We start from the raw sequence: 24,270 nt of genomic DNA, 5'->3' as shown, positions 1-24,270 counted from the left end.
ACGCTTAGCTTTTGGCTATTTTTGCCAGTAAATTTTTATAAAATTAGGCAATGAAAAAAGCTCTTAAAATCACCGGAATATCCCTACTTATTATTTTAGCCGCCTTAATAGCTAGCCCGTTTGTGTTTCAATCGCAAATAAAAGGCATGGTTAAGCGCTTCATCAACGAAAATTTAAATGCTCAAGTAGAGTTTAGCGACGTCGATTTAAGTTTCATAAAAAGTTTTCCGCAAGCACATGTAAGCGTAAGCGATTTGGCCATAACTAATTTTGAACCTTTTAAAGGCGATACCTTGGTAAGTGCAAAAAACATCGCCTTTACCATATCTATAAAAGAACTATTTAAAAAAGCAGACGAAGCCATTATCGTAAATTCTATAAATGCTGATACCGTTTTGCTAAATTTAATAATCAACGCAGAAGGCGCTACTAATTACGACATCACCAAAGAAAAAGAGAATGCTTCCACCGAAGCGAGTAGTTTTGCTTTTGATATTCAAGATTACAAAATATCAAACAGTAACATTAACTATATAAGTGAAGAGTCTAAAATGATCTTTAAAATTTCTAAATTTAACCATGAAGGTACAGGAACTTTTTCAGCTGAAAAATCAGAATTAGACACAAAAAGTGATGCCAAAGTAAGTTTCTCCATGGATGGCACCAACTATTTAAACAACAACCCCATTAAGCTAGACGCCTTAATTGGTTTAGACTTAGCAAACAGCAAATACACGTTTAAAGAAAACAAAGGCTTTATTAATCAATTACCTATTGAATTTCACGGGTTTGTGCAACTGCTAGAAAACGGACAAGATGTTGATATCACCTTTGAAAATCCAGAATCATCGTTCAAAAACTTTTTGGCTGTAATGCCAGAAGCCTACTCTAAAAACATTGAAAACGTAGAAACTACGGGCGACTTTAAAGTAAAAGGTATTATTAAAGGTATGGTAACCGATGCTACAATCCCAACATTAGATATTAGCATCAAATCGAACAACGCCTCCTTTAAATACCCCGATTTACCAAAACGTGTTGAAAGCATCGTGATTGATACCGAAATTAAAAACACCACCGGAAAAACGGAAGACACCTACGTTGCTATAAACACCTTAAACTTTAAGATAGATCAAGACATTTTCAAATCGAAGGCAACCATAAAAAACATTACCGGTAATATGCTGGTTGATGCAGATATTGATGGGGTACTGAATTTAGCAAACATCGCCAAAGTGTACCCAATCGATTTAAAAACACAATTAAGTGGTGTTTTAAAAGCCAAAGTAAATACCGCTTTTGATATGGAAGCTATTGAAAAAAACGCCTACGAACGTATTAAAAACACAGGAAGTATGGCTTTAAGTGGTTTTAAATATGTGTCCGATGGTTTCAAAAACCCATTAATAATTTCTGATGCTGCCATTACTTTTAATCCGCAAACAGTTTCGTTAAACACCTTCAAAGCACAAACCGGTAAAACCGATTTAAACGCGACCGGTACCATTCAAAATTTATTAGGGTTTATGTTTAGTAACAAAACCTTACAAGGCAACTTCAACTTAACATCGAACACCTTTGCTGTAAACGATTTTATGAGTGATGATGTGCCTGCCTCCACAGAAAACAAAACGGAAGGCGCGAAAAAAACAACCGCCCCCAAAGAGTCTTTAAAAATCCCAGCCTTTTTAGATTGTACCATTAATGCGCAAGCCAATACCGTTCTTTACGATAATTTACAGCTTAAAAATGCCAAAGGCGCTTTAATTATTAAAGATGAGCAAGTACAATTGCAAAATTTCACCACCAATTTATTTGACGGGCAATTAGCCGTTTCTGGTTTGGTTTCTACAAAAACAGATACACCTAGCTTTAACATGGACTTAGGTATTAATGGTTTTGACATTGCCAAATCGTTTCAAGGGATGGAGTTATTCCAAAAACTAGCACCTTTAGCGAAGGTTATTCAAGGAAAATTAAATACAACCCTTAATTTAAAAGGAAATTTGACTGATGATTTTACGCCTAATTTAAATAGTTTGTCGGGTGGCGCTTTAGCGGAAATTCTATCATCAACCTTAGATCCTTCAAATGCTGAATTATTAAGCAAACTTGGAAACTCTTTAAGTTTTATAGATTTCAAGAAACTAAACCTAAACGACTTAAAAACGAAATTTGAGTTTAGTGATGGTAAAGTAAGCGTGAAACCTTTCAAAATAAAATACCAGGATATTGAAATTGAAATTGCGGGCTCGCATGGTTTCGATAAAACTCTAGCGTATAATGCGGTATTTAATGTACCTGCAAAATATTTAGGAAGTGAAATTACCAGTCTTATTGCAAAAATAAACGATCCGGCAGCAAACAACATTACCATCCCTATTACTGCAGCCATTGGCGGTAGCTACACAAGCCCAACGGTTAAAACAGATTTAACAAGCGGTGTTTCTAGCTTAACAAAGCAGCTGGTAGAAATTCAAAAACAAAAATTACTGAATCAAGGTAAAGACAAAGTAAATAATATGCTTGGAGATTTAATTACGGGCAACAAGGCAAAGAAAGATTCGGCCACTACAAAACAAAATAATACTGTTAAAGATGTTCTTGGAGGTATTGTAGGCGGAACTAAAACCACCACGCCTACCGATTCTACTAAAACAAATACCCCAACTACTAAAGATGCAGTTAAAAATGTTTTAGGTGGATTATTAAACAAGAAAAAGCAAAAAGATACAGTAAAATAGACTAAAATAAACTTTTTTGATTGTTTTTACAAGAAAAAACCTTAAAAATTAGGTTCTTCCAATAAAAATACTATATTGGGAATAGTAAGAATTATTAATTTAAAAATAATATATGAGGCAATTAAAAATCACGAAACAAGTTACCAACCGCGAGTCAAAATCACTTGACAAATACCTTCAAGACATTAGTAAAATACCGTTAATCACTGCCGAGGAAGAGGTAGAATTAGCGCAACGCATTCGACAAGGAGATCAAGTGGCTTTAGATAAACTCACGACTTCTAACTTACGTTTTGTAGTTTCAGTCTCAAAACAATATCAAAATCAAGGTCTAACATTACCCGATTTAATTAACGAAGGTAATGCTGGTTTAGTGAAAGCAGCCAAGCGTTTTGATGAAACAAGGGGGTTTAAATTCATTTCTTATGCTGTTTGGTGGATTAGACAAGCTATTCTTCAAGCTTTAGCAGAACAATCTCGAATAGTTAGACTACCTTTGAACAAAATTGGTTCTATTAATAAAATTAATAAAGCTTATTCATTCTTGGAACAGACGCATGAGCGTCCGCCAAGTGCTGAAGAAATTGCCAATACGTTAGAGCTAACCATTAGCGACGTTAAGCAATCAATGAAAATATCGAGCAGACATGTATCCATGGATGCTCCATTAAAGGATGGTGAAACATCGACGCTTTACGACGTTGTAAATTCGAATGAATCGCCAAGACCTGATATGGATTTAATGAAAGATTCCTTAAATTTGGAAATTAATCGCGCATTAAACACATTATCAGACAAAGAAGCCGAAGTAATTAGAAATTATTACGGCATAAGTAACAACCAACCCATGAGCCTTGAAGAAATAGGTGAAGCATTTGGGTTAACACGTGAGCGTGTAAGACAAATAAAAGAAAAAGGCATACGCCGATTGAGACATACATCAAAAAGTAAAGTATTAAAAACGTATTTAGGATAATCCTAAAACACAAACAATTAAAAACCATTTATGTTAAAAATTATTATTAAAGATGGCGAAAACATAGAACGCGCCCTAAAACGTTACAAGAGAAAGCACCGTAACATTAAAGTGATGCAAAATTTAAGAGAGGCTCAGTTTTTCACAAAACCTTCTGTTAAAAGAAGACGCCAAGTACAAAAAGCATCTTATATTCAAAACTTAAGAGATCAAGAAGATATTTAGTAGACACTAAGTCTTTAGATAACACATAAAAAAAGTCCCATTTGCACGATACTGCGAATGGGACTTTTTTAGCTTGACCTCATTAAAGGTCTATATATTCAGGTTACAAACTAATAGTAACCACCAAACCTTCATTAGAACGTACATTAAAAACCGTATCATCTTCAAAAATAAGATACTGTCCCTTTATACCTGTAAGTTTACCTGTATAGCTCTGACTCTTTATCAAATTTAAACTTTTAGGTTTTATAGGATATTTTTCTACAGGGAATTCCAAATTGGTCTCGGTATTCGATTCAATAAAATACGCCTTAGCTTCATCTGGAATGTATTGCTTCAACTTATCACGCCATTGCACCAAATTTTCATCTACAATTTCATTTTTAAGCATGGTTCTCCAATTGGTTTTATCACCAACGTAGTCTTTTAAAGCCACCTCTGTAATACCCGCTAAATAACGGTTTGGCACTTCTACAATCTCAATAGCTTCATGCGCTCCTTGATCTATCCAACGTGTTGGCACTTGGGTTTTCCTGGTTACCCCTACTTTTACGTTACTCGAGTTGGCCAAATAAACAATATGTGGTTGTAGTTGCACTTTCTTTTCATAAGCCAAATCGCGATCTTCTTTATCTAAATGCGCCGTACTTAATTCTGGTCGCATTATCCAATCTGCAGCCTGTGGTATTTCAAAAAAACAATTTTTACAGAATCCTTGACGGTAAATAGGCCTATCTAAACCACAGTTTAAACATTGGTATTTCACAAATTGAATCGTTATGGTTTTATTAAGCAACTGGTTCATATTTATGAAGTCACTTTCAAACACTAAATAATATGCAATGGGAGCAGAAAATTCTGTTTCCATTTTTGTTAAAACACCTTGGTAGGTCATAAAAAAAAGTATTATTTTTAAAAAAAATAAAGATAAAATAAATATGCCAATCCCTATAGTAAATTCCATTGCTTCTTGGTTTCTAAAAAAGCGTTTTCACCAAATTGAATTGTTTTTAAAATACCCCAACGAAGTACAAAACGAATTGCTATTAAGCCTTTTAGACATCGCAAAAGACACTGAAATTGGCAAACAATACGATTTTGCGTCTATTAAAAATTATAAAACTTTTGCTGAACGTATCCCAATCAAAAATTATGATGGTTGGCAAGATGTGATTGAACGCTCTATGAAAGGTGAAACCAACCTTTTTTGGCCTACTCCTATAAAATGGTTTGCAAAATCTAGCGGCACTACACGTGCTAAAAGTAAATTTATTCCCGTAAGTGAAGATTCTCTGGAAGACTGCCACTACGCTGCCAGTAAAGATTTGCTATGCATGTACCTAAACAACAACGAAAACTCCCAATTATTTACCGGCAAGAGTTTGCGTTTGGGTGGTAGTAAAGAATTATCGAGGCAAAACGGAACTGCTTTTGGTGATTTATCAGCCATCTTAATTGATAATATGCCTTTTTGGGCAGAATTCAGCAGTACTCCCAGCAACAAAGTATCTTTAATGAGCGACTGGGAACATAAAATGCAGGCTATTGTAAATGAAACTATAAATGAAAACGTAACAAGTCTAGCCGGCGTACCTTCTTGGATGCTTGTGTTACTTAATAATGTTTTAGAAACTACAGGTAAGCGAAATTTACACGATGTTTGGCCAAATTTAGAAGTCTATTTTCATGGCGGCGTCAGCTTCACTCCTTATAAAGACCAATACAAAAAAATTCTACCTAAAAAAGACTTTAGGTATTATGAGATTTACAATGCTTCGGAAGGCTTTTTTGCCATTCAAGACCAAAACGATTCAAACGAATTGCTACTAATGCTCGATTACGGTATTTTCTATGAATTTATCCCCATGGACATTTACGCGACTGAAGCTGAACAAGCCATCCCATTAAGCAATGTAAAACTAAACCAAAATTACGCAGTTATCATAACTACAAATGCTGGCTTATGGCGTTATAAAATTGGAGACACCGTTAAATTCACCTCCTTAAGTCCTTATAGAATTAAAGTATCAGGCAGAACGAAGCATTTTTTAAATGTTTTTGGCGAGGAACTTATTATAGAAAACGCAGAAGAAGCCTTAAAAAAAGTATGTAAACGTACCAAAGCAGAAATTGTAGATTACACAGCTGCTCCTATTTTTATGGAAGGCAGAGAAAAAGGCGGCCATGAGTGGTTAATAGAATTTAAAACACCCCCGAAAGACATTAATTATTTCATTGAATTATTTGATAATGCATTGAAAGCCCTAAATTCCGATTACGAAGCCAAACGTTATAACAATATCACACTAAACAAACCAAAAATTAATATAGCTCGTAAAAACTTGTTTTACGACTGGTTAAAACAGAACAATAAACTTGGTGGACAGCACAAAGTACCAAGGCTATCGAATACACGTTTATATATAGACGAATTAATTGCTTTAAACTCTTAAGTGAGATTTAATCTCTCGTGAATAATAATTCCCTATAAAACAGATAATTAACGAATATTCACGTTGTTAGTCTAAGAAATTTTAATACATCTGTACTCCGTAATATATTTAGTGACTAAATAACTTTTAATCACTTTTTATCAGAATGAAATCTACTCTCACTATTTTCATTTTCCTTATTACGAATACTATATTTAGCCAAGGTCCTTCAAACTTTGCAGCAAATAATTTTTCATATGAAAACATCTTGTCTACAGCGAAAGCTATAGGCACTAACGGTTTTAATTTTGAACTTTTAGATGCAGGTGTAAATACGGCATATTCTGAATTCGGCTCTAATTTTTTTAGAAACAAACTTATAATGATCTCTTCTAAAAAATTAGGTGCCTTCGCAAAAATAGACCCCAATACACGCGAAGCCTTTAAAGACTTATTTTGTTTAGATATTGCCCCAGATGGACAGTTAAGTTTGCCACTACTTTTTTCTAGAATTCTAAACACTACAGATAGTGAAGATTTATTAAGTTTCTCACCAGATCAAAACACCGTTTACTTTACAAGAAGTCACCATAAAAGCTCATTAGAATTTAAATTATATAAAGCAGTTTTAGAAAGTGATTCCCACGGAAACTGGGTAAGTCAAGAATTATTAGACATCAACAAAACAGGTGTTTCTATTGAAACTCCTTGGGTAAGTCCAGACGGTAAAAAACTATATTTTTCATCGAACATGCCAGGTTCACTAGGAGGTTTCGATCTTTTTGTTTCTGATATAAATACAGATGGAAGTTTAAGTACACCTGAAAATTTAGGAGCTACTATAAACACTACTTTAGACGAAAAATACCCATCACTTTCAAAAGATGGAAAATATTTATATTTCTCTTCTCAAGGACATGAAAACATAGGTGGTTTCGATTTATTTAAGAGTCGCATTCTATCAAGTAAATACAAAGAACCTATAAACCTAGGAAACACAATAAACACATCATACGATGAAGTTGCCTATTTTTTAGCAACGCGAAAGGATGGTTACATATCATCTAACAGACCAAACGGGAAAGGTGGTTTCGATATATATACGGTAACTACCGAAGACGTTGTTCAAAGTTTAAAAGGTAAAATACTGGATTTAGAAACACAGATAAAAATACCCAATGCCATTGTTATTTTAAAGGATGAAGAAGGCATCGAAATCGCAAGAACAACAACACAAAGTGATGCTAGCTACAAATTTGATGTCACACCCTATGAATCATACCGTATTTCTACACTGAAAGACGGATTTGAAAATCATGATTTTGAGTTTATTGCTGATAGAAATTACAGTAGTGCCTATACTAAAAATATCGAGTTATTAACTTCAGCTCCAGTTATCACCAAAGTAGACGAAGAATTAAGACTAGTTGTTGAAAATATTTATTTTGAGTCGGCCAAATACAGCGTAAAAGAAGAATCTCAAATTCCATTAAACAAAATAGTACACTTCCTTAAGGAGCATCCAGATATGAGACTTGCTATTAATGCACATACTGATAACGTAGGTGCGGCTGCTTACAATTTAAACTTATCTGAAAACAGAGCAGCCTCTGCTGTTCGCTATTTAATTAGTAAAGGCATTAGCAAAGACCGACTCGAATCGAAAGGATTTGGAGAAAGCAAACCCTTAGTAGATTGTAAAGACGCTTGTACCAACGAAGACTTACAAACAAATAGACGTGTTGAATTTGTTGTCTTAAACTAACACCATCGACTAAATACACTTCTAAAAGTTTTTGAACGAGTATTTCGTCTTATCGTCTAAAAGCATACAAAACGGTATTGTGAGGTATTAAATTAAGTCTATTTTTAACTAAGTTTAAAAAACTAATTGGAATTCCTCATAATGTCCATTATTAATTAAAATCCATAATAAATAAAAAACCACGCTAATTAGCGTGGTTTTTTTATAGTATAAAATCTAGTTTTTTTTTTAAGAAACTGCTTTCAACTTTTTTAAAGTAGTTTTAACCAACTTCTCTTCAACATACGCTTTAGTAACCTCTAATTTCTTATCCGTACTACTTGGTAGTTCAAACATTGCGTCAGTTAATATTTCTTCACAAAGTGAACGCAACCCTCTAGCACCTAACTTGTACTCAATAGCTTTTTCTACAATATGATCTAAAGCACCATCAGTAATAGTAAAATCAACATCATCCATAGAGAATAATTTTTGATACTGTTTAATGATCGCATTTTTAGGTTCTGTAAGAATCGCTCTTAAGGTTTCAGCATCTAACGGATCCATATGAGTAAGCACTGGTAAACGACCAATAATCTCAGGTATTAAACCAAAATCTTTTAAATCTTTTGGTATAATATACTGAAGTAAATTACTTTGATCTACAACATCATCAGACATAGAAGCACTGTAACCTACTGCTTGCATATTCAATCGTTTAGAAATATGACGATCTATACCATCAAAAGCACCACCTGCAATAAATAAAATATTTTCTGTATTTACTTCAATGAATTTTTGATCTGGGTGCTTACGCCCACCTTTTGGCGGAACATTTACAACAGTACCTTCTAAAAGCTTTAAAAGTGCTTGTTGCACCCCTTCACCAGAGACATCTCTGGTAATAGATGGATTATCACTTTTACGAGCAATTTTATCAATTTCATCAATAAAAACAATACCCTTTTCTGCTTTCTCTAAGTTATAATCTGCCGCTTGTAATAAACGTGTTAAAATGCTTTCTACATCTTCACCTACATAACCTGCTTCTGTTAAAACAGTTGCATCTACTATGGCCAAAGGCACATTAAGCATTTTTGCAATGGTTTTAGCGACTAAGGTTTTCCCCGTACCTGTTTGTCCAACCATAATGATATTACTTTTTTGAATATCAATATCGTCTTTAGTTACAGGTTGTAACAAACGTTTATAATGATTATAAACCGCAACAGACATCACTTTTTTAGTCATGTTTTGCCCAATTATATAATCATCAAGAAACTCTTTTATTTGTTTTGGTTTACGCAGTTTTAGTTCCGCAGATAAATCGCTACTATCACTTTGTTTCGATTCTTCTAGAACAATACCATGAGCCTGCTCAATACATCTATCACAGATGTGAGCATCTAATCCTGCTATTAATAAGCTTGTTTCTGGTTTTTTACGACCACAAAACGAACATTCTAATTCTTCTTTTGCCATTAATCTTTACTTTTTAAGGAATAATTCATATAAATCCCTCTGCAACAATCCTTTAAAGTTACAAATTTTTTATTTAATTACGGGCTAAAATCTCATCAATCATACCGTATTCTTTAGCTTTATCGGCCTTCATCCAGTAATCTCTATCACTATCAGCATACACTTTGTCGTAATCTTGACCAGAGTGTTTACTAATGATTTTGTAAAGCTCTTCTTTTAAAATTAAGATTTCTCTTGCTGTAATTTCAATATCACTCGCTTGTCCTTGAGCACCTCCTAATGGTTGATGAATCATAACACGTGAATGCGTTAAACCACTACGTTTCCCCTTAGCACCTGCACATAATAATACGGCACCCATAGATGCTGCCATACCTGTACAAATAGTAGCTACGTCTGGTTTTATAAACTGCATAGTATCATAAATACCTAAACCTGCATATACACTTCCTCCTGGAGAGTTGATGTAGATTTGAATGTCTTTATTAGCATCTGTACTTTCTAAAAACAAAAGTTGTGCTTGAATAATATTTGCCACTTGATCATTAATGGCGGTTCCCATAAAAATAATACGGTCCATCATTAAACGAGAAAACACATCAAAAATAGCGATGTTCATTTGGCGTTCTTCAATAATATTCGGAGTTAAGCTTGATGGATACATGCTACTCATGATTTTATTGTAGTACGTACTGCTTATTCCTTGATCTTTTATCGCGAATTTTTCAAATTCTTTTGCGTAATCCATAATTGTTTCTTGTTGTTGTTTTAGGTTAAACACCTAATTATCAATTGAATGATTTTAAATTGAAGACTTAAAAACTCCTTTTAATCTTTAAAGCTAAATGTACTCAACAAATTAGGCGCTATAATTAACTAATTATAACGCCTAAATATAATGAATTATTCTTTAAAGGCACTCTATTATTTATCTCCGTAAACTTCTTTTACGAAATTTTCGTAACTTAATTCTTTCACGTTAAGGTTTGCTTTTTCTTTGTAAAGAACCAATAATTTTTGACTAATTAACTGTTCTGAAATACGACGCGCCTCTTCTTGGTTTGATAAAATACGTGCAGCAATATCATCCAATTCTTTATCTGAAGGATTCATTTGACCAAATTGAGCCATTTGAGCCTTAATCATTTCTCTTGAATGATCTCTAATATCATCCATTGTTACTTGAATGTTATTCTCTGTAATTAACTTACCTTCAATCAATTGGTAACGCAAGCTTTTTTCAGACTTCTCGTATTCTTCTTTTGCTTGGTCACTATCTAAAGGTTGTTCACCAGCAGTACGCATCCATTTTTGTAAAAACTCTGCAGGTAAATCGAACTTCGTGTTTTCAACTAAATATTCGGTTACATCGTTTAAAAATTTCTGATCTGCTTGTTGTGTAAACTGCTTTTCAGCATCTTCTTTGATCTTCTCTTTTAATTCAGAAACGGAGCTCACAGTATCTTTACCAAATAATTTATCAAATAATTCTTGATCTAAATCAGCAAGTTCACGTGTGTTAACTTCTTCAATTGTAAAGTTTACTTCTATATCTAAACCATGTATATCATCATGTTCTAGTTTTAGAGCATTCATTAATTCATGATCATCATCATAAAGACCTTTAGTTTGTAATGCAATAACATCACCAGCTTTAGCTCCTATAAATTGCTTTTCTGTAGCTTCTCCTTTAAATTTATCTAAAGTTAAGGTTACTTTATTTTCTATTTCGCGCTCTTCATTTTTAAAGGTACCAGTAATTTCGCTATCCTTTTCTACAGCCGTTTGAGAAACTAATTTCCCATATTGCTTTTGAATGCGCTCTACTTGCTCGTTAATCATTTTCTCATCAGCAACGATATGGTATTGTGTAATAGCATCTTTTGCTTGTAAACTAACTTCAAATTCTGGAGCTAGACCTAATTCAAATTCAAATGAAAGTGTTTCAGCATCCCAGTTTATTCCGTCTTGAGCCTTAGGTAATGGTTGCCCTAAAACATCCAATTTCTCTTCAGTAAGGTATTTATTTAGTGCATCTTGTAATAATTTATTTACTTCATCAACCAACACCGCTTTTCCGTATTGCTTTTTAACCATTCCCATTGGCACTTGGCCTTTTCTAAAACCAGGAATGTTTGCTGTTTTACGGTAATCAATTAAGATTTTCTCCACTTTAGCGCTGTAATCTTCTTTAGCGATATCCACTTTTACTACAGCATTTAATGCATCAACGTTTTCTCTTGTAATATTCATTTTAAATGATATAAAGCCTTTTATAAGGCATTTAACAAATACTATTAATTTTTAAACCCAAATTTTTACCTAAAATTTGGGTTGCAAAAATATAACATTTTTGCAACCCAACAAAGTTTTTAATAGCTTGATTGTAAGCTATTTTTTGCCTTCATTTAAAAGCGAATGCAGAAAGGATTGTAGTATGGAAAGCAAGATACTAAATAGGATCGCTGTCCAGATACTACTTACCGAAAAACCGTCAATTAATTTATCGGCCAATAGAATAATTAATGCGTTAATTACCAGTAAAAACAGACCCAATGTTACAATGGTTATTGGCAATGTTAGAATGACCAAAATTGGTTTTACTAATAAATTTAAAACAGCTAATACAACTGCCACAATAATAGCATTTACATAAACATCTCCCGATAAAGTGACTCCTGGTAAAAAATATGATAAAACAAATACGGCGAATGCGGTTAAAAGTAATTTGAGAAGTAAGCTCATAATATGTGGTTTTTAATAAAAATACAAAATAAATAACTAAACAAACTGCATCACAGCTTCAAAAAAGGCTGTTGGGTTTTCGGCATGCAGCCAATGCCCTGCATTTGAAATCGTAATTATTTCTGCTTTCGGGAAGTGGTTTAAAATAATATTTTCATCACCAACCCCTATATATTCTGAGCGATCACCACGTAAAAACAAAGTGTCTTTTTCAAAAGTTGCTTGCGATGGTAAAGGCTCGCCAACTTCAGCTACTTCTTCCTTTAAAACTTTTAAATTCATACGCAAACCCAATTTTCCTTTTTCAACCCAGTATAGGTTTTTAAGTAAAAATTGACGGGTTCCCATATCGGTAATATACGTGCTTAAAACTTTATCGGCCTCACCTCTGCTTTTTAAAACATCAAAATTCAAGGCACTTAACCCGTTTAAAATAGCATCGTGATGCACCGGGTAAAAACGTGGTGAAATATCGGCAATCATTAATTTTGAAACCAGTTCTGGATATTTCGTAGCAAACAACATGGCTGTTTTTCCTCCCATAGAATGGCCAAGCAATACGATATTTTCAAGTTGATGTGAATCGCAATATTGCTTTAAATCTTCCACTAAAACTTCATAACTAAAAGCATCGTGATGAAAACTATGGCCGTGGTTACGTTGATCGACCAAATGCACTTGATAATTTTGCTCACTAAATTGCATCCCAAGGGTTTTCCAGTTGTCACTCATCCCTAAAAAACCATGAAGAATAACAAAAGGTTGGCCTTCGCCTATAATATTTGAATGTAAAAGCATTTCGATTTTTGATTTACTATTTTTAGACTCACTTAAGTTTTTGAAGATACATTTGGATAACGTTCTCAACACCCAAATACAAACTTTCTGCAATTAAAGCGTGCCCTATGGAAACCTCTAATAAACTCGGAATGTTCTCTTTAAAAAACTTGATGTTCTCCAGTGACAAATCATGCCCTGCATTCACACCTAAACCTAAATTATGTGCTAATTCGGCCGTTTCAACATAAGGCTTTATTGCATCCTTATTTCCCAAACCGTATTGATGAGCGAAGGCTTCTGTATACAACTCAATTCTATCGGCTCCTGTTGCTTTAGCACCTTCAATCTGTTTTAAAATAGGATCGACAAAAATGGAAGTCCTAATGCCGTTTAATTGAAATTCCTTAATCACATCTACCAAAAAATCTTTATGCTTTATGGTATCCCAACCTGCATTACTTGTAATCGCATCTTCCGCATCGGGTACTAAAGTCACCTGTGTAGGTTTTACTTCTAAAACTAATTTCAAAAAAGAATCGACAGGATTTCCTTCAACATTATATTCCGTATAAACAACAGGTTTTAAGTCGCGTGCATCTTGATATCGAATGTGGCGTTCGTCTGGTCTGGGGTGTATTGTCACACCTTCGGCACCAAATCGTTGCACATCTTTTGCAAATTGCACCACATTTGGCACATCACCGCCTCTAGAATTCCTTAAAGTTGCTATCTTGTTAATATTTACACTTAACTTTGTCATGTATCACTGTTTTAAAAGACAAAAATACAAAGTAGAACAGCCATATATGCTTTTTTTTTGATTAATTTGCATTCATATAAATAGGATATTGAAACATGCATAGCTAAATTTTATGACGAAGTAAAATTGACTATATGTATGTAACATCTGAAAAATTAACCCCTAAAAAAGAACAGATGAAACTATCAGAATTTATTATTAACGACATAAAGCCATTAAATAGTGATAGCAAAATAAGCGATTTGCAACAACTATTTAATCAGCTAACCTATTCACATATTCCTATTCAAGATGAAAACAAAATCTATTTAGGAAGTTTTTCTGAAAACGATGCGCATTGCTTCGAAAGTCACAAAACGGTTAGCGACTATAAATATGCTATTGAAAACTTTTTTGTACGCGACTCCACCATGTGGCTCGATGTTTTAGAAGCTTTTGCGGTAAATTCCACCAATATTATGCCCGTTTTAAACCAACAAAACGTGTATTTGGGGTATTACGAATTAAAAGAAGTGATTAGTTTATTTAGCGATTCACCATTTTTCTCCGAGCCAGGAGGCATTTTAGTTATTGAAAAGGGCATTAATGATTATTCTTTTAGTGAAATTAGCCAAATAGTAGAATCTAACAATGGTAGGCTATTAGGTGCTTTTGTATCTAAAATGCAACCCGATTTAGCACAAATAACCCTGAAAATAGGAAATATTGGGCTTAATGATATTATTCAAACCTTCCGCCGTTACAGTTACAATATTGTGTCTGGCCATGAGGAAGACAGTTATATAGAAAGCTTAAAAGAGCGCTCAGATTATTTAAATAAATATTTGAACATCTAATACAGAAACCTCCTATTACAAAAAGTTGGTTTTATTTAAAATGAGTATTGGGAGGTATTAAACATCCCAAAAAACAATAAAAATTCACATATGAAGGTTGCCGTTTTTGGACGATTTTACAATAAAACCACTACAGATTCTGTAGAACGGTTATTTGATTATTTATTAAAGAAGGATGCCGATGCCTATATTGAATCGGAATTCTTCCATTTAATAAAGAAAGAATCTCCAAATTTTGACGCCTACAAATCGTTTAAAACATTCGATACGTTAGACAAATCGTTCGATTTCCTTGTTAGTGTTGGTGGCGACGGTACTATTTTACGCGCCATTACTTTCGTAAAAGACATAGACATTCCTATTATAGGTATAAACACAGGTCGATTGGGCTTTCTAGCGACTATTCAAGTCAATGAGATAGAAAATGCCATTCAAAATATCATAGACGGTAAGTATAAAATTTCAGAACGTAGTTTATTATCTATTGAAACATCCCCAGAAAATGAAGATGTTAAATCGTTAAATTTCGCATTAAATGAAATTGCAGTAAGCAGAAAAAATACTACTTCAATGATTACTGTAGAAACCCATTTAAACGGGGAATACCTCACCTCGTATTGGAGTGACGGCCTTATTGTTTCGACACCAACAGGCTCTACCGGTTACTCACTTAGTTGTGGAGGACCTGTGATAACACCAGACACCAATAGTTTTGTTTTAGCACCTATTGCACCTCATAATTTAAGTGCTCGACCACTAATAATTCCAGATTCAACCGAAATACAATTACGAGTTGAAGGTCGTGAAGAAAGCCATTTAATTTCTTTGGACTCTAGAATCGCCACTCTAGAAAATGGCACCATTATCAAAATTAAGAAAGCCGATTTTAAAATTAAAATGATTGATCTATTAAATGAAAGCTTTCTAGATACGCTTCGTAAAAAGCTCCTTTGGGGCGAAGACAAACGTAATTAGGCAATATTTTTAAAGAAATGCTGTTTTACACTCATACAATTTAGCTCAAATTGTATTAGACATTTCTTATTTATTATATTTGCAAACTTTTGAATATTTATGAGGCATTTAACCATATTAATATTAAGCATTTTAACCATACAACTAAGCCACTCTCAAATTAACGAATTAGGTATCTTTTTAGGGGGCAGTAATTTTATTGGAGATGTAGGTGCAACCGATTATATTTCACCCAATCAATTAGCTATTGGAGGTGTTTATAAATGGAACAGAAGTAAAAGACACTCATACCGTGCCTCATTAATTTTTAGCGAGTTAGAAGGTATCGATGTTAATTCAGACGATCCCAGACGCATTCAACGCGGTTATGAATTTTCTAGCAAAATCATGGAAGTTTCAGCAGGAATGGAATTCACCTTTATGGATTTCAACTTGCATTCAGGAGAAAAAGTAGCAACACCCTATTTATATACAGGAATAAGTATCGCACATCATGACAACCATTATTTTTTAAATGGTCAACAAACCAGCGAAAACAATTCTAGTTGGGCTTATGGCATCCCAATGGCTTTAGGTTTTAAATCAAACTTTTTAGGCCGACTTATTTTAGCTGTAGAAGTGGGCGCACGCCTTACTTTTTCAGATGAACTTGATGGAAGCATCCCAGATGATGCTAGCCATATGCCATACAGATTTGGCAATATAAATAATAACGATTGGTATGTGTTTTCGGGCATTACCTTAACCTATACATTTGGTGAAAACCCATGTTATTGTGTAAATTAAAATGGATTTAAAGGAAACTCTACAAAGCAAAGGCTTACCAAAACACATTGCCATTATTATGGATGGTAATGGGCGCTGGGCAAAACAACAAGGCATGTTACGTGCTTTTGGTCACGAGAATGGCACAAAATCAGTAAAACAAACAGTGGAAGCTTGCGCGGAACTTGGTGTTGAGAACTTAACATTGTACGCCTTTTCTACCGAAAATTGGAACCGTCCAAAACTAGAAGTACAAACCCTCATGAAACTTTTAGTTTCTTCATTAAAAAAAGAAATAAAAACCCTTCAAGAAAACAACATCAAACTAGCTGCTATTGGTAATTTAAGCAGCTTACCCAAAAAAGTTTTTAAAGAACTTCACGAAGTAATCGAGCAAACAAGCGCCAATACTAGGATGACATTAACCCTAGCTTTAAGCTATGGCTCTCGCGAAGAATTGCTAAATACTGTTAAAGAGATTAGTATTAAAGTTAAAAATAATATAATTTCGGCGGAAAAAATTGATGAATCAATTATAAATGAGCATCTTTACACGCGAAATTTACCAGACGTAGATTTGCTTATTAGAACCAGTGGAGAACAACGAATAAGCAACTTTTTACTTTGGCAAATAGCTTATGCTGAATTATATTTTACGAGCGTATTATGGCCCGATTTTACAAAACAGCATTTGTATGAAGCTATTATTGAATATCAAAAAAGAGAACGACGATTTGGGAAAACAAGTGAACAACTTAGCTAATATTTTATCTTTGACAACATTTTTAAAACACGGTATTGCTTTTCTACTAATAATAAGTAGCATTAGTATTCAAGCACAAGAATTACCACACAGCAACGGTAAAAAATACATTCTAGGAGATGTTTCTGTTTCTGGAAATACTTCTTTTAGCGAACAAACCATTATAACTTATTCTGGATTAAGCAAAGGAAAAGAAATGGCTATTCCTGGTGAAGATATTGGTGATGCTATTAAAAAACTTTGGAATTCAAAATTATTTAGTGATATCGAAGTATACATTACTCGTATAGAAGGTGATGTTGCTTACCTAGAAATTAGACTATCCGACCTTCCACAACTTAACGAGTTAAAAATTAATGGTGTTAAAAAGGGAAAACACGAAGGTATTATTAAGGACAGTAAGTTAAACAAAGGTGTAAAAGTTACCGAAAACCTCATTACTACCACAAAAAACTTCCTTACTAAGAAATATAAAAAAGAAGGTTATCTAAACTCTAAAGTACATATCAATACTATTGAGGTTAAAGATTCTACACCAACAGCCAGAGTTAATATGGTTCTTAATATTGACAAAGGTGAAAAAGTAAAAATAAAAGACATTGTATTTACAGGCAACGAGGTGTTAAATGACAAATACCTTCGTAAAAGCATGAAAGGCACCAAGAAAATTAACCGCCTTCGTATATTAAAACGTTCTAAATTTATTGACTCGGCTTATCAGGCAGATTTAGGTCATATTGTAGAAAAATATAAAGAGAATGGTTATAGAGATGCTCGTGTTTTATCAGATAGTATTATTTATAATGATGATAAAAATATCTCTTTACAAATAACGGTTAATGAAGGGCAACAATACACCTTTGGAGACATTACATTTATTGGAAACACTGTTTATTCAAACGAGCAGTTAGCTCGCATGGTGCGTATTAAAAAAGGAGATACCTATAATGGGGTTCTTTTACAAAAACGTATTGCAGACAACTCAAAACCAGATGGCGATGATATTACGAATCTGTATCAAAACAGTGGTTATTTGTTCTCAAGTATCAATCCTGTTGAAGTAAGTGCAGATAATAATGTTATTGATATGGAGATTAGAATTTCCGAAGGAAAGCCTGCCTATTTCAATAACGTATCTGTAGTAGGAAACGATAAAACAAACGATCACGTGGTATATCGTGAAATTAGAACACGCCCAGGGCAACTTTATAGTAAAGCCAATGTGGTACGTACGGTGCGAGAACTTGGTCAATTAGGCTTTTTCGATGCCCAAGAGATATCGCCTAACTTTAACAACCCAAACCCTAACGAAGGTACTATTGATATGGAATACTCGGTGAAAGAAACGGGTTCTAGTCAAATAGAATTACAAGGTGGTTACGGTGGTGGTGGCTTTATTGGTACTTTAGGTTTATCATTCAATAACTTCTCTATTAAAGATATCTTTAAAAAAGACGCTTACAAACCAATACCAATGGGTGATGGTCAAAAATTAGCACTGCGTTTACAAGCCAGTCGTTTTTACCAAACCTATAGTTTTTCATTCTCTGAGCCTTGGTTAGGAGGAAAACGTCCGGTACAATTTTCAACTTCTATATCGCATACCAAACAGTTTTTATATGATTATACGACTGGAAATGCTGATAAATCTAAAAGTTTTAACATCACAGGTATCACCTTTGGTTTAGCGAAACGCTTACAAGTACCAGATGATTTCTTTGTACTATCGCAAGCCGTAAGTTTTCAACGTTACGATTTAAACAATTACAACACTGGTTTATTTACCTTTGGAAATGGGTATGCTAACAACTTATCATACACGGTAGGTTTAAGCAGAGACAACACCAATGTAGACCCAATATACCCAACAGGAGGTTCAAAATTTTCTGCGACAGCAAAATTATCAATTCCTTATTCTATGTTTGATGGTGTAGATTACACCCAATTAAAAGAAGATAGAGAGCAAGCCGTATTAGATCAAGATGCTACAGCATTAGCCGTTATTGATCAAGAGCGTTACAAATGGTTAGAATTTTACAAAGTAAACTTTAAAGGTGATTGGTACACACAAATCACTAAAGACTTAGTTTTAAAACCAAGTGTAGAATTTGGCTACTTAGGCGCTTATAATAATGATAGAGGTGTTATTCCTTTCGAACGTTTCTTCTTAGGTGGAGATGGTTTAGGTAGTTATAGTTTAGATGGTAGAGAGGCTGTTGCCTTACGTGGATACCCGAACCAATCATTATCTGATAATGATGGTGGAACTATTTATAACAAATTCTCGTTAGAGTTACGTTACCCTATTACCTTAAAAGCATCGGCAAAAATTTATGCCCTTGGTTTTATTGAAGGAGGTGCTTCATATAACAGCTTTAGAGATTATAATCCTTTTGATATTAAACGTTCTGCCGGTTTAGGTATTCGCATCTTTATGCCAGCCTTCGGATTGTTAGGTATTGACTTTGGTCATGGGTTTGACCCTATTGAATCACTGGGTGAAACTGGTAGCCATGGATGGGAAACACACTTCATAATTGGACAACAATTTTAATTTGGCACGATTTTTTCTATTAACACTTTGATGATTTAAATGAGAATTAAAATTTTTAAGATTATATTTCGTTAATTTTGAAGATCTAATTCAAAAAAGTGGCAGAATCAGAAAAATCATCTGTCGATTTTTAGAATTTAAAAACAATTAAATATTAAAAACAGACACATGAAAAATAACGTTCTTTTTTTACTGACATTAGTTTTTATGATAAGCTTTTCGGTTAACGCGCAACGCGGTGTTCGAATTGGTTATATCGACACCGAGTTTATTTTAGAAAACATTCCGGAATACCAGGAAGCTACTTCGCAATTAAACACGAAAGCAAATAAATGGAAAAGCGACATCGATGCCCAATTAAGTGCTGTGGAACAAAAACGAAAAGATCTAAGCAACGAAAAAGCACTTTTAACAAAAGAACTTATTGACGAACGCGAAGAAGATATTGCTTTTGAAGAAAAGGAAATTTTAGACTATCAGCAAAAACGTTTTGGACCTAATGGCGATTTGTTTATTCAAAAGAAACAACTGATGCAGCCTATCCAAGATCAAATTTTTGCAGCAGTTCAAGATATGGCCACCACAAAACAGTATGATTTTATTTTTGATAAATCATCAGATGCTGTGATGTTGTATTCAGCAAAACAATATGATTTAAGCGATCAAATTATAAGAAGTATTACGAGAACAGCCAAACGTACACAGGCTCAAAGTAAATCGGAACGGAAAGCTGCTGAAGCAGAAGAATTAGTGCCAGAAATTAATTATGATTTAGAAGCACGTGAAAAAGCCTTGGAGGAGAAAAAAGCAGAACGCGATAGCGCTGTTGAAAAACGCCGACAAGAAATACTAGATGCTCGTGCAGCAAAAGTAAAAGAAGCTGAAGACAAGCGTCAAAAAATATTAGACGAGCGTGAAAAAGCAAAACAGGATAAATTAGATGCCAAAACAACATCTGATACACCTGAAGTAAAAGCAGAAGACACTGCTAAATCTGTTGCAACACCAACGGAAACAGTACAAAAAGTGGAGGCAGTTGAAGAAGTAAAAACACAAGCCCAACTTATTGAAGATAATAGACAGAAAAAATTGGCCGAAAGAGAAGCTCGAAAAAAAGAATTAGAAGATAGAAAAAATAAAATTCTTGAAGAGCGCCAAAAGGCTAAGGATAGTACCGACAACAAATAACAATTTATAACACATTAACACAAATTAAAAATGAAACAATTTAAGACTTTATTATTAGCAACTGCATTATGTATTGGAACCGTAAGTTTCACTAACGCTCAAGGCAAAATTGCTCATATAAATACGCAAGATTTAATTACTGCAATGCCAGAGATGAAAGAAGCACAAAAGCAACTGGAAACTTTAAGCAAAACGTACCAAACAGATATTCAAAGTTCTATTACTGAATTTCAAGCTTTATTAAAACAATACGAAGCAGATGCTGTTAACAAAACAGAAGACGAAAACGCTAAAAGAGGTCAAGAAATTCAAGAAAAACAACAACGTATCCAACAATTCCAAGCTGATGCTCAAAAAGATCTTCAGAAAAAAGAATTAGACTTGTTACAACCTATTACTGAAAAAGCAAAAGCAGCTATTTTAAAAGTTGGTAGAGCTCAAGGTTTTGATTACGTTTTAGATTCATCTCAAGGTGTTACTATCTTAGCTGATGGTAAAAACTTATTAGACGATGTTAAAAAAGCATTAGGTATCTAATCATTTTTACTCTAAATAAAATTTACGAAAAGCTGCCTTTTAAAAGGCAGCTTTTTTATTTTTGTTATACACCCACTCGAACCCATTCGACGGGACAACCGTATTAATATTTAGTTTATGAGCAAACAACCTATTGGTATTTTCGATTCTGGTGTTGGAGGCACTTCTATTTGGAGAGAAATTAATAATCTTTTACCAAATGAAAACACCATCTATTTAGCCGATAGTGCCAATGCGCCTTACGGTTTAAAAACGAAAGAGGCTATTACTAATTTGAGTATTAAAAATGTTGAACATCTTATAAAACAAGATTGTAAACTTATAGTCGTAGCTTGTAACACCGCCACAACTAATGCTATTTCTTTGCTTAGAGACCAATTCAGTATTCCCATTATTGGTATTGAACCCGCTATAAAACCTGCTGCTTTGAATACCCAAACCAAGGCCATTGGTATTTTGGCAACCAAAGGAACGCTTTCTAGCGAGTTGTTTCACAAAACCACAGATTTATTCGCCAGTAACATTAAAGTGGTTGAGCGTATTGGAGAAGGCATTGTAGAGCTTATTGAAAGCGGTCAATTACAATCAGAAGCCATGCGAAGTGTGTTAAAACGCTATTTACAACCCATGATAGATGTTAACATTGATTATTTAGTATTAGGTTGTACGCATTACCCCTATTTAATGCCTTTATTGATAGAATTACTTCCAAACCATGTTAAAATAATTGATTCTGGTCAAGCGGTGGCGCGACAAACCAAAGTGATTTTAGAAAAGCACGATTTATTAAATAGTACGGTAGCAAAAGGTGATTATCAATTTTTTACGAACGGAAAAACCGAGGTGTTAGCGTCTCTTTTAGATAATAAATTTGATGTAGAGTATCTGAATTTTTAAGCTTAAACTATTCACTTGCGTTAGGGATAGTAGTGGAAAGCCCACAGCGACGGAGGAGCGAGGACTTGCAACGTATAGCCCGACCCCTTTTTCGGGGTAACGCCCAAAATAAAAAGATTCCTTTTTTCAAAGGAATTTACTCTTTAAACCAGCTGGAATATTTTATGTAATTATTAGCAATACGGTCTATTTGCCCAGAGATCAACTCTTCACTAACATCTTTAATTTTAACAGCCGGCACACCTGCATAAATACTACCAGATTCCACCCGTGTGTTTTGTGTTAATACCGCACCTGCAGCAATAATACTGTTGCTTTCAATAACACAATTGTCCATAATAATACTTCCCATACCCACCAAAACATTATCATGGATGGTACACCCGTGTACAATCGCGTTATGACCAATAGAAACGTTATTACCAATATTTGTAGGTGCAGTCTGGTAAGTTGCATGTATAATGGCACCATCCTGCACGTTTACTTTATCACCCATTTTTATGTAGTTTACATCCCCGCGAATAACGGCATTAAACCATATACTACACTGAGTACCAGCAACAACATCGCCTACAATAGTCGCGTTTTCGGCTATATAACAATCGTCTGGTAATTGTGGTGCTTTTCCGTTAACAGCTTTTATAATTGGCATCTGCTTAAGTTTTAAAGTTGAAGGTTTTAATGAAATTATGACTTTAAACGGTGTAAGACATCGTACTTGCCTTTTTAATTTACTGCAGGACAGTTACAATCGTAACGCTCTCTTCTACAATTAAAGTTATACCCAAGTGTTAATTGGTGAAAGCCACCATTAGCAAACACAATTGAATTAGATTGGTAGGTATAGTTATAAGCAAACATGAATTCGTTATAATTAACCCCTAGAATAGGCGTAATTTGTTGTAAACGTTGGCTTTTAGTACTTCCTGAGCTGGTATATTCTGCACCATCAAAACTATTTCTGAACGATAAACCTGCCCAAATTTTACCAAATTCCATTTGCTTATAGGCCTTCCCATTCACATCGATTGACGCTTCACCAGTACCGTCTCTGTACTGAAACAAGATTGAAGGTTCGTAACTCCATTCGCTTCCATATTTACTAAACACGTTTCCTACAGATAGTAAATAGCGTCTTAAGTTACTTGTTATATTAGTGTCTTTATTAACTCCTGAATTTTTCAACACATTCTTAATAGTACCATGGGCGTAAAAATCTAAGAAATGATAAGAAAACCCTAAGTCCAAATTAAAATTGGTTTCATTTTGAACAACACCGTCAATAATAGGATCGGGACCATCAAACAGAAAAGAAGTTTCATCTAGCTTATATTGAATAAACCCTGCGCTTAACCCGAAGGAAAGCATGTTTAAATCGGTTTCCGTTCTAGAAAACATCAAGTGATGCGCGTAGGTAACATAAGCACCGGTTTGCGAATGGTATCCATTACTATCAGAATACAAAATACCACCAATAGCAGAGGGCGTATCGCCTATTCGACCATTCATACTTAAAGTGGTTAGTTTCGGGGCATCTTCATGCCCAAACCATTGTTGGCGCGTGGTTAACCTAACCTTTGAACAGTTAGCAATTCCAGCCATAGATGGGTGAATTAAATAATAATTATCGGTAAGATAATCGGTATAGATAGGTAAGCCTTCTTGCGAATTTGTAATATGAGCGCACAACACGCTTACTGCTACCATGAAAATATTTTTTAGCTTCATAAGTTCACTCAGGTTGGTTTGCTAGTATACAAACGCCTTAATTATTAAAAAATTACACAAAAAAGACAGAGCATTAACCACATCCTTTCATCCCTAAAAAAGAGGCAACAAAACTCAAATATATGGATATCTAAAGTTT

At 34.1% G+C, this 24,270-nt stretch carries 22 protein-coding genes; 13 read left to right on the top strand and 9 right to left on the bottom strand.

Annotated elements, in window-relative coordinates; genetic code table 11:
* Window positions 1–50 precede the first annotated feature (50 nt).
* From Q5N74_RS12085 to rpsU, 3 genes are all read left to right on the top strand, one after another.
* Window positions 51–2,744: an AsmA-like C-terminal region-containing protein gene (locus Q5N74_RS12085; protein WP_304389089.1), complete on the top strand. Its 2,694-nt coding sequence runs from the start codon at window positions 51–53 to the stop codon at window positions 2,742–2,744.
* Between the two features lie 112 nt (window positions 2,745–2,856).
* On the top strand, window positions 2,857–3,720 hold the full coding sequence (locus tag Q5N74_RS12080; protein WP_304389088.1) for an RNA polymerase sigma factor RpoD/SigA: 864 nt from the start codon (window positions 2,857–2,859) through the stop codon (window positions 3,718–3,720).
* Between the two features lie 30 nt (window positions 3,721–3,750).
* The gene (gene rpsU / locus Q5N74_RS12075; protein WP_117174857.1) at window positions 3,751–3,945 is read left to right on the top strand and encodes a 30S ribosomal protein S21; all 195 of its coding nucleotides are present in this window, start codon (window positions 3,751–3,753) and stop codon (window positions 3,943–3,945) included.
* Window positions 3,946–4,048: 103 nt separating this feature from the next.
* Here rpsU and Q5N74_RS12070 read toward each other — a convergent pair whose 3' ends face one another.
* Window positions 4,049–4,840 (bottom strand): DUF2797 domain-containing protein, encoded by a 792-nt coding sequence (locus tag Q5N74_RS12070; protein ID WP_304389087.1) that lies wholly within the window; start codon window positions 4,838–4,840, stop codon window positions 4,049–4,051.
* Window positions 4,841–4,883: 43 nt separating this feature from the next.
* Here Q5N74_RS12070 and Q5N74_RS12065 point away from each other — a divergent pair, with 43 nt between their 5' ends.
* Both Q5N74_RS12065 and Q5N74_RS12060 read left to right on the top strand, forming a co-directional pair.
* The gene (locus tag Q5N74_RS12065; RefSeq protein WP_304389086.1) at window positions 4,884–6,398 is read left to right on the top strand and encodes a GH3 auxin-responsive promoter family protein; all 1,515 of its coding nucleotides are present in this window, start codon (window positions 4,884–4,886) and stop codon (window positions 6,396–6,398) included.
* A gap of 145 nt (window positions 6,399–6,543) precedes the next feature.
* Complete coding sequence (locus Q5N74_RS12060; RefSeq protein ID WP_304389085.1) at window positions 6,544–8,142, top strand: OmpA family protein; 1,599 nt, start codon at window positions 6,544–6,546, stop codon at window positions 8,140–8,142.
* A 228-nt stretch (window positions 8,143–8,370) separates the two neighbouring features.
* Here the strand turns inward: Q5N74_RS12060 and clpX are convergent, their stop codons facing one another.
* From clpX to Q5N74_RS12030, 6 genes are all read right to left on the bottom strand, one after another.
* Window positions 8,371–9,603 carry an ATP-dependent Clp protease ATP-binding subunit ClpX gene (gene clpX, locus Q5N74_RS12055; RefSeq protein WP_304389084.1) on the bottom strand — a complete coding sequence of 411 codons (1,233 nt, stop codon included), beginning with the start codon at window positions 9,601–9,603 and terminating at the stop codon, window positions 8,371–8,373.
* Between the two features lie 73 nt (window positions 9,604–9,676).
* A complete protein-coding gene (gene clpP / locus Q5N74_RS12050) occupies window positions 9,677–10,351 on the bottom strand; it encodes an ATP-dependent Clp endopeptidase proteolytic subunit ClpP (protein WP_304389083.1) in 675 nt (224 codons plus the stop codon).
* A 176-nt stretch (window positions 10,352–10,527) separates the two neighbouring features.
* Complete coding sequence (gene tig, locus Q5N74_RS12045; protein ID WP_304389082.1) at window positions 10,528–11,856, bottom strand: trigger factor; 1,329 nt, start codon at window positions 11,854–11,856, stop codon at window positions 10,528–10,530.
* A gap of 138 nt (window positions 11,857–11,994) precedes the next feature.
* Window positions 11,995–12,348, bottom strand: coding sequence for a phage holin family protein (locus Q5N74_RS12040; protein WP_304389081.1), 354 nt, complete (start codon window positions 12,346–12,348; stop codon window positions 11,995–11,997).
* A gap of 36 nt (window positions 12,349–12,384) precedes the next feature.
* Entirely contained in the window at window positions 12,385–13,146 is a 762-nt protein-coding gene (locus Q5N74_RS12035; protein ID WP_304389080.1) for an alpha/beta fold hydrolase, read from the bottom strand.
* 28 nt (window positions 13,147–13,174) lie between these two features.
* Window positions 13,175–13,888, bottom strand: coding sequence for a pyridoxine 5'-phosphate synthase (locus Q5N74_RS12030; protein ID WP_304389078.1), 714 nt, complete (start codon window positions 13,886–13,888; stop codon window positions 13,175–13,177).
* 176 nt (window positions 13,889–14,064) lie between these two features.
* Here Q5N74_RS12030 and Q5N74_RS12025 point away from each other — a divergent pair, with 176 nt between their 5' ends.
* From Q5N74_RS12025 to murI, 8 genes are all read left to right on the top strand, one after another.
* Window positions 14,065–14,724 carry an acetoin utilization protein acuB gene (locus tag Q5N74_RS12025; protein ID WP_304389077.1) on the top strand — a complete coding sequence of 220 codons (660 nt, stop codon included), beginning with the start codon at window positions 14,065–14,067 and terminating at the stop codon, window positions 14,722–14,724.
* Window positions 14,725–14,814: 90 nt separating this feature from the next.
* Window positions 14,815–15,699, top strand: coding sequence for an NAD kinase (locus Q5N74_RS12020; RefSeq protein ID WP_304389076.1), 885 nt, complete (start codon window positions 14,815–14,817; stop codon window positions 15,697–15,699).
* A 99-nt stretch (window positions 15,700–15,798) separates the two neighbouring features.
* Window positions 15,799–16,485, top strand: a complete 687-nt coding sequence (locus tag Q5N74_RS12015) for a DUF6089 family protein (protein WP_304389074.1) — start codon at window positions 15,799–15,801, stop codon at window positions 16,483–16,485.
* A gap of 1 nt (window position 16,486) precedes the next feature.
* Complete coding sequence (locus Q5N74_RS12010) at window positions 16,487–17,227, top strand: isoprenyl transferase (RefSeq protein WP_304389073.1); 741 nt, start codon at window positions 16,487–16,489, stop codon at window positions 17,225–17,227.
* Window positions 17,160–19,781, top strand: coding sequence for an outer membrane protein assembly factor (locus Q5N74_RS12005; protein WP_304389072.1), 2,622 nt, complete (start codon window positions 17,160–17,162; stop codon window positions 19,779–19,781). The genes Q5N74_RS12010 and Q5N74_RS12005 overlap by 68 nt, the downstream gene beginning before the upstream one ends.
* 168 nt (window positions 19,782–19,949) lie before the next feature.
* A complete protein-coding gene (locus tag Q5N74_RS12000; protein ID WP_304389071.1) occupies window positions 19,950–20,969 on the top strand; it encodes an OmpH family outer membrane protein in 1,020 nt (339 codons plus the stop codon).
* 30 nt (window positions 20,970–20,999) lie between these two features.
* Window positions 21,000–21,506, top strand: a complete 507-nt coding sequence (locus Q5N74_RS11995) for an OmpH family outer membrane protein (protein ID WP_304389070.1) — start codon at window positions 21,000–21,002, stop codon at window positions 21,504–21,506.
* 117 nt (window positions 21,507–21,623) lie between these two features.
* A complete protein-coding gene (murI, locus tag Q5N74_RS11990) occupies window positions 21,624–22,403 on the top strand; it encodes a glutamate racemase (RefSeq protein ID WP_304389069.1) in 780 nt (259 codons plus the stop codon).
* Window positions 22,404–22,539: 136 nt separating this feature from the next.
* On the opposite strand, the gene Q5N74_RS11985 is transcribed toward murI, so the two are convergent.
* The gene (locus Q5N74_RS11985; RefSeq protein ID WP_304389068.1) at window positions 22,540–23,055 is read right to left on the bottom strand and encodes a gamma carbonic anhydrase family protein; all 516 of its coding nucleotides are present in this window, start codon (window positions 23,053–23,055) and stop codon (window positions 22,540–22,542) included.
* A gap of 74 nt (window positions 23,056–23,129) precedes the next feature.
* Entirely contained in the window at window positions 23,130–24,131 is a 1,002-nt protein-coding gene (locus tag Q5N74_RS11980; protein ID WP_304389067.1) for a type IX secretion system membrane protein PorP/SprF, read from the bottom strand.
* Between the last annotated feature and the right edge of the window lie 139 nt (window positions 24,132–24,270).

The sequence above is a fragment of the Mariniflexile sp. AS56 genome, from assembly GCF_030552475.1.
GTDB lineage: Bacteria > Bacteroidota > Bacteroidia > Flavobacteriales > Flavobacteriaceae > Mariniflexile.
Note: the sequence above shows the minus strand (reverse complement) of the source record. Positions and strands in the feature narration are given on the sequence as shown.

What these genes read in the sequence shown, in the direction of transcription:
- Q5N74_RS12085 (WP_304389089.1), top strand. Translation starts at nt 51, where the DNA reads ATGAAAAAAGCTCTTAAAATCACCGGAATATCCCTACTTATTATTTTA.
- Q5N74_RS12080 (WP_304389088.1), top strand. Translation starts at nt 2,857, where the DNA reads ATGAGGCAATTAAAAATCACGAAACAAGTTACCAACCGCGAGTCAAAA.
- rpsU (WP_117174857.1), top strand. Translation starts at nt 3,751, where the DNA reads ATGTTAAAAATTATTATTAAAGATGGCGAAAACATAGAACGCGCCCTA.
- Q5N74_RS12070 (WP_304389087.1), bottom strand. Translation starts at nt 4,840, where the DNA reads ATGACCTACCAAGGTGTTTTAACAAAAATGGAAACAGAATTTTCTGCT.
- Q5N74_RS12065 (WP_304389086.1), top strand. Translation starts at nt 4,884, where the DNA reads ATGCCAATCCCTATAGTAAATTCCATTGCTTCTTGGTTTCTAAAAAAG.
- Q5N74_RS12060 (WP_304389085.1), top strand. Translation starts at nt 6,544, where the DNA reads ATGAAATCTACTCTCACTATTTTCATTTTCCTTATTACGAATACTATA.
- clpX (WP_304389084.1), bottom strand. Translation starts at nt 9,603, where the DNA reads ATGGCAAAAGAAGAATTAGAATGTTCGTTTTGTGGTCGTAAAAAACCA.
- clpP (WP_304389083.1), bottom strand. Translation starts at nt 10,351, where the DNA reads ATGGATTACGCAAAAGAATTTGAAAAATTCGCGATAAAAGATCAAGGA.
- tig (WP_304389082.1), bottom strand. Translation starts at nt 11,856, where the DNA reads ATGAATATTACAAGAGAAAACGTTGATGCATTAAATGCTGTAGTAAAA.
- Q5N74_RS12040 (WP_304389081.1), bottom strand. Translation starts at nt 12,348, where the DNA reads ATGAGCTTACTTCTCAAATTACTTTTAACCGCATTCGCCGTATTTGTT.
- Q5N74_RS12035 (WP_304389080.1), bottom strand. Translation starts at nt 13,146, where the DNA reads ATGCTTTTACATTCAAATATTATAGGCGAAGGCCAACCTTTTGTTATT.
- Q5N74_RS12030 (WP_304389078.1), bottom strand. Translation starts at nt 13,888, where the DNA reads ATGACAAAGTTAAGTGTAAATATTAACAAGATAGCAACTTTAAGGAAT.
- Q5N74_RS12025 (WP_304389077.1), top strand. Translation starts at nt 14,065, where the DNA reads ATGAAACTATCAGAATTTATTATTAACGACATAAAGCCATTAAATAGT.
- Q5N74_RS12020 (WP_304389076.1), top strand. Translation starts at nt 14,815, where the DNA reads ATGAAGGTTGCCGTTTTTGGACGATTTTACAATAAAACCACTACAGAT.
- Q5N74_RS12015 (WP_304389074.1), top strand. Translation starts at nt 15,799, where the DNA reads ATGAGGCATTTAACCATATTAATATTAAGCATTTTAACCATACAACTA.
- Q5N74_RS12010 (WP_304389073.1), top strand. Translation starts at nt 16,487, where the DNA reads ATGGATTTAAAGGAAACTCTACAAAGCAAAGGCTTACCAAAACACATT.
- Q5N74_RS12005 (WP_304389072.1), top strand. Translation starts at nt 17,160, where the DNA reads ATGAAGCTATTATTGAATATCAAAAAAGAGAACGACGATTTGGGAAAA.
- Q5N74_RS12000 (WP_304389071.1), top strand. Translation starts at nt 19,950, where the DNA reads ATGAAAAATAACGTTCTTTTTTTACTGACATTAGTTTTTATGATAAGC.
- Q5N74_RS11995 (WP_304389070.1), top strand. Translation starts at nt 21,000, where the DNA reads ATGAAACAATTTAAGACTTTATTATTAGCAACTGCATTATGTATTGGA.
- murI (WP_304389069.1), top strand. Translation starts at nt 21,624, where the DNA reads ATGAGCAAACAACCTATTGGTATTTTCGATTCTGGTGTTGGAGGCACT.
- Q5N74_RS11985 (WP_304389068.1), bottom strand. Translation starts at nt 23,055, where the DNA reads ATGCCAATTATAAAAGCTGTTAACGGAAAAGCACCACAATTACCAGAC.
- Q5N74_RS11980 (WP_304389067.1), bottom strand. Translation starts at nt 24,131, where the DNA reads ATGAAGCTAAAAAATATTTTCATGGTAGCAGTAAGCGTGTTGTGCGCT.